Source organism: Altererythrobacter sp. B11, from assembly GCF_003569745.1.
GTDB lineage: Bacteria > Pseudomonadota > Alphaproteobacteria > Sphingomonadales > Sphingomonadaceae > Croceibacterium_C.
Genome location: NZ_AP018498.1, coordinates 1,968,114 through 1,981,121 on the forward strand (window position 1 = coordinate 1,968,114; position 13,008 = coordinate 1,981,121).

At 64.8% G+C, this 13,008-nt stretch carries 12 protein-coding genes; 6 read left to right on the plus strand and 6 right to left on the minus strand.

Annotated elements, in window-relative coordinates; translation table 11 throughout:
* Positions 1 to 3: 3 nt before the first annotated feature.
* Positions 4 to 1,311 (minus strand): serine hydroxymethyltransferase, encoded by a 1,308-nt coding sequence (gene glyA, locus AEB_RS09420; RefSeq protein ID WP_119082961.1) that lies wholly within the window; start codon positions 1,309 to 1,311, stop codon positions 4 to 6.
* Positions 1,311 to 1,757 (minus strand): ribose 5-phosphate isomerase B, encoded by a 447-nt coding sequence (rpiB, locus tag AEB_RS09425; RefSeq protein ID WP_119082962.1) that lies wholly within the window; start codon positions 1,755 to 1,757, stop codon positions 1,311 to 1,313. Before rpiB ends, glyA begins: the two co-directional genes overlap by 1 nt.
* A 41-nt stretch (positions 1,758 to 1,798) precedes the next feature.
* On the opposite strand from rpiB, the gene AEB_RS09430 reads away from it, so the two are divergent.
* The gene (locus AEB_RS09430; RefSeq protein ID WP_231958644.1) at positions 1,799 to 2,317 is read left to right on the plus strand and encodes a nuclear transport factor 2 family protein; all 519 of its coding nucleotides are present in this window, start codon (positions 1,799 to 1,801) and stop codon (positions 2,315 to 2,317) included.
* A 73-nt stretch (positions 2,318 to 2,390) separates the two neighbouring features.
* Here the strand turns inward: AEB_RS09430 and rpoD are convergent, their stop codons facing one another.
* The 3 genes from rpoD to AEB_RS09445 all read right to left on the minus strand — a co-directional run bounded on the left by rpoD (position 2,391) and on the right by AEB_RS09445 (position 6,884).
* On the minus strand, positions 2,391 to 4,415 hold the full coding sequence (gene rpoD, locus AEB_RS09435) for an RNA polymerase sigma factor RpoD (RefSeq protein ID WP_119082963.1): 2,025 nt from the start codon (positions 4,413 to 4,415) through the stop codon (positions 2,391 to 2,393).
* 8 nt (positions 4,416 to 4,423) lie between these two features.
* Positions 4,424 to 6,325, minus strand: coding sequence for a DNA primase (gene dnaG / locus AEB_RS09440; protein ID WP_119082964.1), 1,902 nt, complete (start codon positions 6,323 to 6,325; stop codon positions 4,424 to 4,426).
* 106 nt (positions 6,326 to 6,431) lie between these two features.
* Positions 6,432 to 6,884, minus strand: a complete 453-nt coding sequence (locus AEB_RS09445) for a GatB/YqeY domain-containing protein (RefSeq protein ID WP_119082965.1) — start codon at positions 6,882 to 6,884, stop codon at positions 6,432 to 6,434.
* Positions 6,885 to 7,035: 151 nt separating this feature from the next.
* On the opposite strand from AEB_RS09445, the gene carA reads away from it, so the two are divergent.
* The 5 genes from carA to greA all read left to right on the plus strand — a co-directional run bounded on the left by carA (position 7,036) and on the right by greA (position 12,681).
* Positions 7,036 to 8,199, plus strand: coding sequence for a glutamine-hydrolyzing carbamoyl-phosphate synthase small subunit (gene carA / locus AEB_RS09450; RefSeq protein WP_119082966.1), 1,164 nt, complete (start codon positions 7,036 to 7,038; stop codon positions 8,197 to 8,199).
* Positions 8,196 to 8,666 carry a hypothetical protein gene (locus tag AEB_RS09455; RefSeq protein WP_145985287.1) on the plus strand — a complete coding sequence of 157 codons (471 nt, stop codon included), beginning with the start codon at positions 8,196 to 8,198 and terminating at the stop codon, positions 8,664 to 8,666. The genes carA and AEB_RS09455 overlap by 4 nt, the downstream gene beginning before the upstream one ends.
* Positions 8,663 to 8,788 carry a hypothetical protein gene (locus AEB_RS18535; protein WP_269461542.1) on the plus strand — a complete coding sequence of 42 codons (126 nt, stop codon included), beginning with the start codon at positions 8,663 to 8,665 and terminating at the stop codon, positions 8,786 to 8,788. Before AEB_RS09455 ends, AEB_RS18535 begins: the two co-directional genes overlap by 4 nt.
* Complete coding sequence (gene carB, locus AEB_RS09460) at positions 8,788 to 12,126, plus strand: carbamoyl-phosphate synthase large subunit (protein WP_119082968.1); 3,339 nt, start codon at positions 8,788 to 8,790, stop codon at positions 12,124 to 12,126. Before AEB_RS18535 ends, carB begins: the two co-directional genes overlap by 1 nt.
* 87 nt (positions 12,127 to 12,213) lie before the next feature.
* Positions 12,214 to 12,681, plus strand: coding sequence for a transcription elongation factor GreA (greA, locus tag AEB_RS09465; protein WP_119082969.1), 468 nt, complete (start codon positions 12,214 to 12,216; stop codon positions 12,679 to 12,681).
* 42 nt (positions 12,682 to 12,723) lie between these two features.
* On the opposite strand, the gene AEB_RS09470 is transcribed toward greA, so the two are convergent.
* A complete protein-coding gene (locus AEB_RS09470) occupies positions 12,724 to 12,951 on the minus strand; it encodes a DUF4170 domain-containing protein (RefSeq protein ID WP_119082970.1) in 228 nt (75 codons plus the stop codon).
* Between the last annotated feature and the right edge of the window lie 57 nt (positions 12,952 to 13,008).

Below are 13,008 nucleotides of genomic sequence, written 5' to 3' on the forward strand. Positions count from 1 at the left end.
TGCTCACCGCCCTGGATAGACTGGGAAAGCCTCGCACATTTCGGACACGCGGCGGCGGACGCTTTCTTCCACCTGCGCGTCACCTTCTTCGCCGTTGTGGCGCATGCCTTCGAGCACCTCGGCGATCAGCGCGCCGACCTTGCGGAACTCCGCCGGGCCAAAGCCGCGCGTGGTGCCCGCCGGCGTGCCGAGCCGTACGCCCGACGTCTTTGCGGGCGGCAGCGGATCGAAGGGGATCGCGTTCTTGTTGCAAGTGAGGAAGGCGCGGTCGAGGCCCTTCTCGCCCGCCTTGCCGGTCACGTCCTTGGGCGTCAGATCCACCAGCATGAGGTGGTTGTCCGTGCCGCCGGAGATGATCCGCAGGCCATGTTCCTCAAGACTGGCGGCGAGCGCCTTGGCATTCTCCACGACGGAGGCAGCATAGGTCTTGAACTCGGGGCGCAGGGCCTCGCCAAAGGCCACGGCCTTGGCAGCGATCACATGCATCAGCGGCCCGCCCTGCATGCCGGGGAACACGGCCGAGTTGAACTTCTTCGCCAACGCCTCGTCATTGGTGAGGATGATGCCAGAGCGGGGGCCGCGCAGGCTCTTGTGCGTGGTGCTCGTCACCACATGGGCGTGAGGGAAGGGGGAAGGGTGCGCCCCGCCGGCGACGAGGCCGGAGAAATGCGACATGTCGACCAGCAGCCAGGCGCCCACCTCGTCGGCGATCTCGCGGAAGCCGGCGAAATCCCAATGGCGGGGATAGGCCGTGGCGCCAGCGATGATGAGCTTCGGCCGATGTTCGCGCGCAAGGCGGGCGATCTCGTCCATGTCCAGCAGCTGGTCTTCGCGGCGCACGCCATAAGGCACGGCGTTGAACCACTTGCCGCTCATATTCACGGGCGAGCCATGGGTGAGGTGGCCGCCGGCGGCGAGATCCAGCCCCATGAAGGTGTCGCCCGGTTGCAGCAGCGCCAGGAACACGGCCTGGTTCATTTGGCTGCCGGAATTCGGCTGCACATTGGCGAACTGGCAACCGAACAGCTTTTTCGCCCGCTCTATCGCCAGCGTCTCCACCTCGTCGGCAAAATCACAACCACCGTAATAGCGGCGGCCGGGATAGCCTTCGGCATATTTGTTGGTGAACACCGATCCGGTGGCTTCCAGCACCGCAGGGCTGGCGATGTTCTCGCTCGCGATCAGCTCGATCCGGTCACGCTGCCGGCCGAGTTCGCGGCCGATGATGGCGGCGACCGCCGGGTCGGCGTCCTCCAGGCTGTCATGCCAGAAGCGCTGCAGCGGATCGGTGGCGGCGGGATTGGTGCTCATCAACGGACGTCCTGCGGAATGGTCGAAAGTTTGGCGACGCGCGCGGTGTGGCGATCGCCGGCAAAGGGTGTGGAAAGGAAGACTTCGGCACAGGCCTTGGCCATGTCGATCCCGACGAGGCGGGCGCCCATGGCGATGGCGTTTGCATCATTGTGTTCGCGGCACAACCGCGCCGAGAGCGGCTCTGTCACCAGGGCGCAGCGCAGCGCCGGATGGCGATTGACCGCGATCGAGATGCCGATGCCGCTGCCGCACAGCGCGATCCCGCGCTCCGCATGGCCTGCCGCGACATACTGGGCGAGCTTGTAGCCGAAATCGGGATAATCGACCCGCGCGTCGCTCTCCGGTCCGAGGTCGGCCACGTCATGGCCCTGTTCACGCAGCCAGGCGGCAAGCTCGCGCTTGAGATCGAAGGCGGCGTGGTCGGAAGCGATCGCGATCTTCATGCCGGCCCCATAAGCATTCGCGCACCGTCCTGCCACAGCAAATGGGCTTTTACCCGCGCCAGCGCAGCTATCGTGGCCATGTGGCATCGGTGGGCGGTTTGCCTGCCGCCTCTGCTGCGTTACATCGGCTGTCCATGACCGAGGACGATTATCACCGCTACATCGCGGCCTTCAACGCGCGCGATTATGCCGCGCTGGAAACCTTCTTTGCCGACGATTTCGTGCTGGAAAACGCAGGCTTCCGCGTCGACGGGAAGCCCGCATTCCGTGCCTTCTACGCCTTCTTCCACGAATACTGCCGCGAAGAGGTGATCTTTCGCGGCTTCTATCCGGGGAAGGACGGCTTCGTTGCCAATGTGGTGATCCGCTTCACCGGCCTGCGCGATCTTTCGCCCGAGGTTCTCGAGGCGCGCGGCTATTCAGGCATGACCCCAGTCCCAGCCGGAGTCAGCGTGGATGTCGAGTTCCTGATCCTCTACCACCTGGATGCGAGCGGAAAGATCGACTTCATCAAGGGGGCTGTGTGGGTGCCGGCGGAGGATGGCGCGGCAGCGGGGTAACCGCTCGGGTGCCGTAGTGGGAAGCCGGCAAGCAGCCCCGATGAAAAGGCCCCGCCGAAGCGGGGCCTGATATTTACTGATCGAGGAAGCTGCGCATCTTGCGGCTGCGACTCGGATGCTTGAGCTTCCGCAGCGCCTTGGCTTCGATCTGGCGGATTCGTTCGCGCGTCACGGAAAACTGCTGCCCGACCTCTTCCAGCGTGTGATCGGTGTTCATGCCGATGCCGAAGCGCATGCGCAGCACGCGCTCCTCGCGCGGAGTGAGGCTGGCGAGAACCCGGGTTACGGTTTCCTTGAGATTTGCCTGGATGGCCGCATCCACGGGGATGACCGCATTCTTGTCCTCGATGAAGTCGCCCAGATGCGAATCCTCCTCGTCGCCGATCGGCGTTTCGAGGGAGATCGGCTCCTTGGCGATCTTCATCACCTTGCGAACCTTCTCCAGCGGCATGGAGAGGCGCTCGGCCATTTCCTCCGGCGTGGGCTCGCGGCCCTGCTCGTGCAGGAACTGGCGGCTTGTGCGCACCAGCTTGTTGATCGTTTCGATCATATGCACCGGAATACGGATGGTGCGCGCCTGATCGGCGATCGAGCGGGTGATCGCCTGGCGGATCCACCAGGTCGCATAGGTGCTGAACTTGTAGCCGCGGCGATATTCGAACTTATCGACCGCCTTCATCAGGCCGATATTGCCCTCCTGGATGAGGTCCAGGAACTGCAGGCCGCGGTTGGTGTACTTCTTGGCGATTGAGATCACGAGGCGGAGATTGGCCTCCACCATCTCCTTCTTCGCGATGCGGGCCTCGCGCTCGCCTTTCTGCACCATGTTCACGATGCGGCGGAACTCGTTGAGACTCATGCCGGTGGCGGCTGCGATGTCGGCGATTTCGGCGCGGATGCGCTCCACCGCGTCGGCTTCTTTCTCCGCGAAGGCCGCCCATTTCTTGTCCTTCTTGGACATGTTGGCGAGCCAGCCTTCATCGAGCTCGTTGCCGATATAGTGCTGGAGGAAATCGGCGCGCTTCACCTTGTGCCGTTCGGCCAGGCGCAGCATCTGCCCGCCAAGCGCCGTCAGCCGGCGATTGAAGGCGTAGAGATTGTCGACCAGATATTCGATCTTGGTCGCGTGGAACTGCACGCTTTCGACCTCGGCGGTCAGATCCTCGCGCAGCTTCTCGTACTGCTTTTCCTTCGCGGCGGGGAAGTCTTCACCGCTGCCGAGCGTGGAGACGCGATCGGCCTGGATCTTCTCGAACTTCTTGAAAAGGTCGGCGATGCGGGCAAAGCGCTCCAGCGCTTCGGGCTTCAGGGCCGCTTCCATCTGAGCGAGGCTCAGCGTGTTGTCGTCCTCGTCCTCCTCCTCGCGGCGGCGGGACGAGCCTTCGCCCTCCTCGTCGTCCTCAGAGGTCTCTTCCTCATCCTCTTCCTCGTCATCCTCGCGGATGGAGGGGCCGGCGGTCTCTTCGCTGATCTCGCCGCTGTCGTCGTCCTCGCCCTCTTCCATCTTGTCGACGGGCGGCTCTTTCGACAGCATGGCATCGAGATCGAGGATCTCGCGCAGCTGCATCTCGCCGTTGTTGAGCGCTTCGGACCACATGATGATGGCGTGGAAGGTGATCGGGCTTTCGCACAGGCCCATGATCATCGTGTCGCGACCGGCTTCGATGCGCTTGGCGATGGCGATCTCGCCTTCACGGCTGAGCAGTTCCACCGCGCCCATTTCGCGCAGATACATGCGCACCGGATCATCGGTCCGCTCGGTCGTTTCCTTCTTCTTCTTTTCCGGGACGTTCTTGGGCTCGTCGGAACTCTCGTCCTCGTCCTCTTCGGCAGCGGAAGCCTCTTCCGCATTGCCGTCTTCGTCGTCCTGCGCGTCCTCGTCGTTCTCGACGATCTGCACGCCCATTTCGGACAAAGCCGTCTGGATGTCCTCGATCTGGTCGGGGCTCATCTGGTCGGAGGGCAGCGCCTCGTTCAGCTCGTCATAGGTGACATAGCCGCGGCGCTTCGCCTTCGCGATCAGCTTCTTGATCGACGCCTCGTTGAGGTCGATCAGCGGTGCATCTTCGTTTTGAGAGGTCTTGGCTTCGGACGCCATTTAATCGTTCAACCTGTTTCCTGTTCGCCCCGATCCGCTGCATCCGGCGCGGGCGGATCATCCCTCTGCGCCACGTAAGCAGCGCGTTTCCTTGCCATTTGCCCGAGTCGCGACTCGAAAGCCAGCTTTCGTTTCCGCAGCATCTGCTGCTCTTCGAAGGCGCCTTCCGGATCGATTGCAAAACGGGCCGTGGCAGCGGCGATCGCGGCCTCCAACGCCGGCCTTTCGACCAGCAGGGAAACCGCTTCCGCCAAATCCTCGCACGCGGCCTGCGGATCGGAGCCTTCCATCAGGAAGGAGAATCGGGCGTTATCCGGCGGCGGCGCGAGGTGTTCAGGAGGGGATATGGGATGAATCCCATCCGCTTCAAGCTCTTCGGACCATTCCACTAAACGATCCACGGTTTCGTGGAATTTGGCATCGGCGGGGCGCAGCGCCAGCAGCGCTTCGGCATGGCGCGGAATCTCGCCCGGATGGCGGGCGAGGCCCGCCAGGACGGCCTGGGTCAGCGCATCACGCGCCCCCCCGGCGACCGCGCGCTTCATCTCCTCGCGCCGTTCGGGAGATAGCTGGCCGATCGTCAGCTGGCCCCAAGCCGGCTTGCCACCCTGCCTGCGCTGCGGCTGGAACGGACGCTTCTCGCGCGGGGGGAAGGCGAAGGCCGAGAAGCGATCCATCAGCTCGCGGCGATAGAGTGCGCGGATATCGGGGTGGCCGATCGCCTCGGTATGCGCGATCAGCCGCTCCTTGAGCCCGGCCTTTTCTTCCGGTGACGAGAGGGGGGCGGACTCGCGTTCCTGCAGCCACAGCATTTCGAGCAGGCTCTGCGGCTCGGCCAGCAGCCGCTCCATCGCCTGTGGTCCGTCGCGCCGGATGAGATCGTCCGGGTCGAGCCCCTCGGGCAGCCGCAGGAATTGCAGTGACCGGCCGGGCTGCAGCAGGGGCAGGGCGCGAGTGATCGCACGCATGGCCGCGCGCTGGCCGGCCGCATCCCCATCGAAGCAGAGAATCGGCTTGTCATTCACCCGCCACAGCAGTTCCAGCTGCCGTTCGGTCAGTGCGGTGCCCATGGGCGCAACCGCCTCCGCAATGCCGGCGCGGGCGAGGGCGATCACGTCCATATAGCCTTCCACCACCACCAGCCGGTTGGAGGATCGCGCGGCCGGTGCTGCGCGGTGAAGGTTGAACAGCGTCCGCCCCTTGTCGAATAGCGGCGTATCGGGCGAGTTCAGATATTTGGGCGCGTCGGTCTTCGTCTTGTCGAGGATGCGCCCGCCGAAGCCGATCACCCGGCCGCGCGCATCCTGGATCGGCAGCATCAGCCGGTCGCGAAACCGGTCATAGGGATCGCGGCCTTCCACTTCGATCCGCAGCCCGCATTCGAGGAGCATGCGCGGCTCGAATTCGCTCAGCGCCTCGCGCAGCCCCTGCCGGTCCTCTGGCGCATAGCCGAAGCCGAATCGCTCCACAGTGTGCCCGTCGAAGCCGCGCCCGGCGAGGTATTCGCGTGCCTTCGCGCCGCGCGGGCCGCGCAGACTGGCGACGAACCAGTCCTGCGCGGCCTGCATCACATCATGCAACCCGGCGCGTTGTTCCGCCGCCTGTGCCGCGCGGGGATCGGGGGCGGGCACCTCCAGCCCCGCTTCCGCCGCCAGTTCCTTCACGGCATCCATGAAGGAGAGGCCGCGCTGGTCGGTCATCCAGCGGATCACGTCGCCATGCGCCCCGCAGCCGAAGCAGTGATAGAAGCCCTTCTCGTCATTGACGGTGAAGCTGGGCGTCTTTTCGTTGTGAAACGGGCAGCAGGCCTTCCACTCGCGCCCGGCCCGCTGGAGCTTGGTCGTGCGCTGAACCACGCTCGAAAGCGTGATTCGCGCGCGCAGTTCATCCAGCCACTGTGGGCTCAGCATCGGGCGGGCCTCGGTCTTGCGGCGGCGATTGGCCGTTCCGCCAGGTAAGTTGGTGCGATCGGCGAATGTGCCCGTCCGCGGCCGCCGAGTCGAGCGCGGCCCGCCTTCAGGAAAGGCTTTCCTTCACCCATCCGCTGGCGCGGCCCATGTCCAGCACTGTGCTGTGCCGGGCCTTCAGCTCCGCCATCACGCGGCCCATGTCCTTCATCCCGTCGGCGCCCAGTTCGGCCTTGATTCCCTCGATCGCGGCGCGGGTTTTCGCCTCGCTCATCTGCTGGGGGAGGAATTCCTCGATCACCGCCAGTTCGGCCCGTTCCTGAGCGGCCAGTTCCTCGCGCCCGCCGGCCTCGTACATCTCGATCGATTCGCGGCGCTGCTTGGCCATCTTCTGGAGCGTATCGATCACCAAGGCATCATCTTCCATCGGCTTGGCCGCGGTGCGCTGTTCGATGTCGCGATCCTTGATCTTCGCGGCAATCAGGCGGAGCGCGGCGGTGCGTTCCTTCTCACCCGCCTTCATCGCGGAAATGGTCGCCTGCTTGATGGTGTCCCTGAGCATAGTCTTCCTGTGGATCATTGGTGCGCTGCCAGCGCCATAGTGTCATATTAGCGGAGTGAAAGGCGAAGCGACAGCTTGACGGGCGGGAGGGGCAGGTCTAGCCGCCACGCCTTAGCACGCATCATCGCAATCTTGTTCACGGAGCGCCCCTATGGCCGACCCCGCCTCTTCGTCTGCGCCACCCAAGGGTGCGACGGGAGTCCTCGTTCTGGCGGATGGAACCGCGATCTGGGGCAAGGGATTCGGAGCAGTCGGAAGTTCCGTGGGGGAAGTCTGCTTCAACACGGCGATGACCGGCTATCAGGAAGTGCTCACCGATCCTTCCTACGCCGCGCAGATTGTCACCTTCACCTTTCCGCATATCGGCAATGTCGGCGCCAATGCCGAGGATGTCGAATCGGCGGTGGAAGGCGCAGTCGGCTGCGTCGTGCGCGAGGAGGTGACGAAATCGTCCAGTTTCCGCTCCACGCAGGAGCTGTCGGACTGGATGGCCTCGCTCGGCAAGATCGGCCTTTCTGGCGTGGACACACGGGCGCTGACCCGGCGCATCCGCCTGCAGGGGGCGCCCAATGCGGTGATCGCCCATGCACCGGATGGCAATTTCGATATTCCCGCCCTTGTCGCCCGTGCCCGCGAATGGCCGGGGCTCGAAGGAATGGATCTGGCCCTGCGCGTTTCGCGCGAGAAGCATGAGGGCTGGGAAGGTGGCCCATGGCAGCTCGGTGCCGGCTACGGCCGCGCATCGAACGACGCCCGGCCGCATGTCGTCGCGATCGACTATGGTTCGAAGGACAATATCTTCCGCAACCTGGTGAAGGCCGGCGCGCGGGTGACAGTGGTGCCGGCGAAGACCTCGCTGGAGGAGATCCTCGCCTTGCAGCCTGACGGCGTGTTCCTGTCCAACGGGCCGGGCGATCCGGCGGCGACCGGGGAATATGCCGTGCCGGTGATCCGGGCGATCCTGGAACGCGACATTCCGTTGTTCGGCATTTGCCTCGGCCACCAGATGCTGGCGCTCGCCGCCGGTGCGCGCACGGTGAAGATGCACCAGGGCCATCGCGGCGCGAACCATCCGGTGAAGCGCAAGGATGGCGGCGTGGTGGAGATCACCAGCATGAACCACGGCTTCGCGGTGGACGGCGCCAGCCTGCCCGCAGGGGTGGAGGAGACGCATGTCTCGCTGTTCGACGGATCGAACTGCGGCATCGCGATCAGCGGCAAGAAGGCCTTCGGCGTGCAATATCACCCGGAAGCGAGCCCCGGCCCGCAGGACAGTTTCTATCTGTTCGAAAAGTTCGTGGGGATGCTGGGGTGAGGCGCAGGCTTCACCTTGCCCTTGTCCTGACGCCGCTTCCCGCCTTGCTGGCCCATTCCGCTTTCGCGCAAGACGCGGTGCAGATGCCGCTGTTCGGCGGCGCGCTGCTGTTCCGCGGCGATGTGGGGGTCACGCGGGACGAACGCAGCGCCGATCGCGTGAATATGGAGTTCTGGCGGCCGCTCACCTTCGGACCGGCCGACCGCCCCATCGGCGGGCGCATGGATTGCCAACTTGCCGGGGTAGAGCAGCCCTTCACGGCCGATTCCTTTGATCTGAAATCCCGCTACGAAGCGTCCATCCCCCAGCGCAAGCGCGCGGGCCTGAAGGATGATGCAGTCGTTTCGGACGGAGCGGGGGAGATCAATCACCTCCAGGTGTCCGGCGCCGCGAACAACCCCACCGCCACTACGTGCTCACCTATCTCGCGCTGCGCCGCGTCGACCGGCTCTACGACCTGCGCATGAATTGCGAATTCCGCCATCTGCAGGATCCCGGCGACACGGATTACGCCGCCATCATGCACGATCACCTTGATATCGCCGTGCCCGGCCTCGGCGCCCCCAACACCCAGACATCGGACGGATAATGCCCAAACGCACCGACATCTCCTGCATCCTCGTCATCGGTGCCGGGCCGATCATCATCGGCCAGGCCTGCGAATTCGACTATTCCGGTACTCAGGCCGTCAAGGCGTTGAAGGAGGAGGGCTATCGCGTCGTCCTCGTCAATTCCAACCCGGCCACGATCATGACCGATCCCGACATGGCCGATGCCACTTATGTGGAGCCGATCACGCCGGAGATCGTCGCCCGGATCATCGAGAAGGAGCGGCCTGATGCGCTGCTGCCCACCATGGGCGGGCAGACCGCGCTCAACTGCGCGCTGGCGCTGGAGCAGATGGGCGTGCTCGAGAAATACGGCGTGGAGATGATCGGCGCCAAGGCCGATGCGATCGACAAGGCGGAGAACCGCAACCGCTTCCGCGAGGCGATGGACAAGATCGGCCTCGAAAGCGCGCGCAGCGGCACTGCGCACAGCGTGGAAGAGGCCTATGCCGTGCTCGAGCACACCGGCCTGCCTTCCATCATCCGCCCCAGCTTCACGCTGGGCGGCACCGGCGGCGGCGTGGCCTACAACAAGGCCGAGTTCGAGCAGATCGTGCGCTCCGGCCTCGACGCCAGCCCCACCAATGAGGTGCTGATCGAGGAAAGCCTGCTCGGCTGGAAGGAGTTCGAGATGGAGGTGGTCCGCGACCGCGCGGACAACGCCATCATCATCTGCTCGATCGAGAATGTCGATCCTATGGGCGTGCATACGGGCGATAGCATCACCGTGGCGCCGGCACTCACCCTGACCGACAAGGAATATCAGATCATGCGCAGCGCGAGCATCGCCGTGCTGCGCGAGATCGGCGTGGAGACGGGTGGCTCCAACGTGCAGTTTGCGGTCAATCCCGAGGACGGCCGCCTGATCGTGATCGAGATGAACCCACGCGTCTCGCGCAGTTCCGCGCTGGCCTCCAAGGCCACTGGCTTTCCCATCGCCCGCGTCGCGGCGAAGCTGGCGGTCGGCTATACGCTGGACGAGATCGCCAACGAGATCACCGGCGCCACCCCGGCAAGCTTCGAGCCGACGATCGACTATGTCGTCACCAAGATCCCGCGCTTCGCCTTTGAAAAGTTCAAGGGCGCCAAGGCCGAATTGACCACGGCGATGAAATCGGTCGGCGAAGTCATGGCCATCGGCCGGAACTTCAAGGAAAGCATGCAGAAGGCGTTGCGCGGACTTGAGACCGGGCTGGACGGCTTCAACCGCGTGGTGGAACTGGAAGGTGCGAACCGGGACGAGATCACCGCCGCGCTGTCTCGCGCGACGCCCGATCGGCTGCTGAAGGTCGCGCAGGCCTTCCGCGAAGGCTTCACGGTGGAGGATGTGCAGGCGATCACGCATTACGATCCGTGGTTCCTGCGCCATATCGAGGAAATCATCGCCGAAGAGCGCCGCATCGGCGAGGAAGGCATTCCGCAGGATGCCACCGGGCTGCGCCGCCTGAAGGCGATGGGCTTTTCCGACCGGCGGCTGGCGACGCTCGCGGTGCGGTCGGTCGGCGTGGCGGGTGGCCTGGCGGAAACGCAGGCCAAGCGCTCGGGCCTGCTGCACGATACGCTGCGGGCGATGGCCGGCGCCACGTCTGAAGACGAGGTGCGTGCGCTGCGCCACAGGCTTGGCGTGCTGCCCGTGTTCAAGCGCATCGACAGCTGCGCGGCCGAGTTCGAGGCGATCACGCCCTATATGTATTCGACCTATGAGGCGCCGAGCTTCGGGCAGGCCGAGGACGAGGCATGGCCGAGCGACCGGCGCAAGATCGTGATCCTTGGCGGCGGGCCGAACCGGATCGGGCAGGGCATCGAATTCGACTATTGCTGCGTCCACGCCTGCTTCGCGCTGGCCGAAGCCGGGTTCGAGACCATCATGGTCAATTGCAATCCGGAGACGGTGTCGACCGATTACGACACTTCCGACCGGCTCTATTTCGAGCCGCTGACGGCGGAGGACGTGCTGGAGATCCTGCGCGTCGAACAGAGCAGCGGCGAGCTGGTGGGCGTGATCGTGCAGTTCGGCGGGCAGACACCACTCAAGCTGGCGCAGGCGCTGGAAGATGCGGGGATCCCGATCCTCGGCACTTCGCCCGATGCGATCGATCTCGCGGAGGACCGTGAACGCTTCGCGAAGCTGGTCGGCAAGCTGGGGCTGGAGCAGCCGCAGAACGGCATCGCCCGCAGCCGGGACGAGGCAGCCGCCGTGGCCGCGCGGATCGGCTATCCGGTGCTGCTGCGCCCCAGCTATGTGCTGGGCGGCCGGGCCATGGAGATCGTCGATTCCGAAGCCCAGCTGGACGATTACATCGCCACGGCCGTGAACGTATCAGGCGACAGTCCGGTGCTGATCGACCAGTATCTGCGCGACGCGATCGAATGCGACGTCGATGCCCTGTGCGATGGCGAGCGGGTGGTGATCGCTGGGGTGATGCAGCATATCGAGGAGGCGGGCGTCCATTCCGGCGACAGCGCCTGCACCCTGCCGCCCTACAGCCTGCCGGCCGAGATTATCGCCGAAATGGAGCGCCAGGCGGAAGCGCTGGCGACTGCGCTGGGTGTGCGCGGGCTGATGAACGTGCAGTTCGCGGTGAAGGATGGGGTCGTCTATCTGATCGAGGTGAACCCCCGCGCCAGCCGCACCGTGCCTTTCGTCGCCAAGGCGATCGGGCAGCCGGTGGCCAAATATGCCGCGCGCGTGATGGCTGGCGAGATGCTGGCCGACCTGCCGCCGATCAAACGCGAGCTGGACTATATGGCGGTGAAGGAAGCGGTGTTCCCCTTCAGCCGCTTCCCGGGCTCCGATCCGGTGCTGACCCCGGAGATGAAATCGACCGGCGAGGTGATGGGAATCGACAAGGACTTCCCCACCGCCTTCCTCAAGTCCCAGCTTGGCGCTGGATCGCGCCTGCCGGAGGGGGGCACGCTGTTCGTTTCGGTGAAGGATAGCGACAAGGCTTTCATCCTCGGGTCGGTGAAGCAGCTCATCGATCTGGGCTTCCGCATCGTCGCCACGGGGGGGACGCAGTCCTATCTCGCGGAGGCAGGGCTGCCGGTGGAACGGGTGAACAAGGTGGCCGAGGGGCGTCCGCACATCGTGGACAGCATCATCGACGGGGAGATCGCGCTGATCTTCAACACCACCGAAGGATGGCAGAGCCTGAAGGACAGCCAATCCATCCGCGCTTCGGCGCTGCAGATGAAGGTTCCCTATTACACCACGGCGGCGGCTTCGGCCGCGGCGGCGCGGGCTATCGCGACGGTGCGGGCGAGCGATCTTGAAGTGCGTTCGTTGCAGGACTATTATAGCGGAAACACACGCGCGTAATCTCCCGACAATCGAATGCTGCATGCCGCCTCTTCGGGGCGGGGCAGGGTTCCTTTAGCGGGTACGCCAGCACGACAGGGATTGCCGATGGAAAAAGTGCCGATGCTCGCGGAAGGCTATGAGAAGCTGACCGCCGATCTCAAGGCCCTGCGGCAGGAACGGCCGCGGATCGTGGACGCGATCGAGGAAGCGCGCGCGCATGGCGACCTTTCGGAAAACGCGGAATATCACGCTGCGAAGGAACGGCAGGGCCAGGTCGAGGCGCAGATCGCCGAACTGGAAGACCGTGTCAGCCGCGCGCAGATCATCGACCCGACAACGCTGAGCGGCGATCGGGTGGTGTTCGGGGCCACTGTGACCGTGCTCGACGATGCCGAGAAGCCGCAGCGCTATCAGATTGTCGGACAAGCGGAGAGCGACGCCAAGAAGGGCCGTATCTCCTATGATTCCCCGCTGGGCCGCGCCTTGATCGGCAAGCAGGTGGGCGAAGAGGTGGAAGTCACCGTGCCTTCGGGCGATCGCTTCTACCTGATCGAGAAGGTCGAATTCATCTGATTGGATCGGCCCGCCCGCGCCGGAAGCGCGGGCGGGTGCCGGTCATGCGCCCGGCAGCTCGGGTTCGAGCAGCCGGTGCAGGTGCACGATCACATATTTCATTTCGGCATCGTCCACCGTGCGCTGGGCATGGCCGCGCCATGCCTCCTCGGCGGCGGCATAGCTGGGGAACACCCCGACGATATCGATGTCGTTGAGGTCCTGGAACTCCACGCCCTGCGGATCCTTTACCCGACCGCCCATGACCAGGTGCAGGAGCTGCTTGCTCATCGATATCCCTTTCGTCGCGTGAATTGGTTTCACGCGACCCTTAATCCATTCCCCCCG

Bases quoted from the DNA above. Each gene is read 5' to 3' on its own strand.
- AEB_RS18535 (WP_269461542.1), top strand. From the start codon at position 8,663: ATGAATTGCGAATTCCGCCATCTGCAGGATCCCGGCGACACGGATTAC.
- AEB_RS09430 (WP_231958644.1), top strand. From the start codon at position 1,799: ATGGGCTTTTACCCGCGCCAGCGCAGCTATCGTGGCCATGTGGCATCG.
- carB (WP_119082968.1), top strand. From the start codon at position 8,788: ATGCCCAAACGCACCGACATCTCCTGCATCCTCGTCATCGGTGCCGGG.
- greA (WP_119082969.1), top strand. From the start codon at position 12,214: ATGGAAAAAGTGCCGATGCTCGCGGAAGGCTATGAGAAGCTGACCGCC.
- dnaG (WP_119082964.1), bottom strand. From the start codon at position 6,325: ATGCTGAGCCCACAGTGGCTGGATGAACTGCGCGCGCGAATCACGCTT.
- rpoD (WP_119082963.1), bottom strand. From the start codon at position 4,415: ATGGCGTCCGAAGCCAAGACCTCTCAAAACGAAGATGCACCGCTGATC.
- carA (WP_119082966.1), top strand. From the start codon at position 7,036: ATGGCCGACCCCGCCTCTTCGTCTGCGCCACCCAAGGGTGCGACGGGA.
- AEB_RS09470 (WP_119082970.1), bottom strand. From the start codon at position 12,951: ATGAGCAAGCAGCTCCTGCACCTGGTCATGGGCGGTCGGGTAAAGGAT.
- glyA (WP_119082961.1), bottom strand. From the start codon at position 1,311: ATGAGCACCAATCCCGCCGCCACCGATCCGCTGCAGCGCTTCTGGCAT.
- AEB_RS09445 (WP_119082965.1), bottom strand. From the start codon at position 6,884: ATGCTCAGGGACACCATCAAGCAGGCGACCATTTCCGCGATGAAGGCG.
- rpiB (WP_119082962.1), bottom strand. From the start codon at position 1,757: ATGAAGATCGCGATCGCTTCCGACCACGCCGCCTTCGATCTCAAGCGC.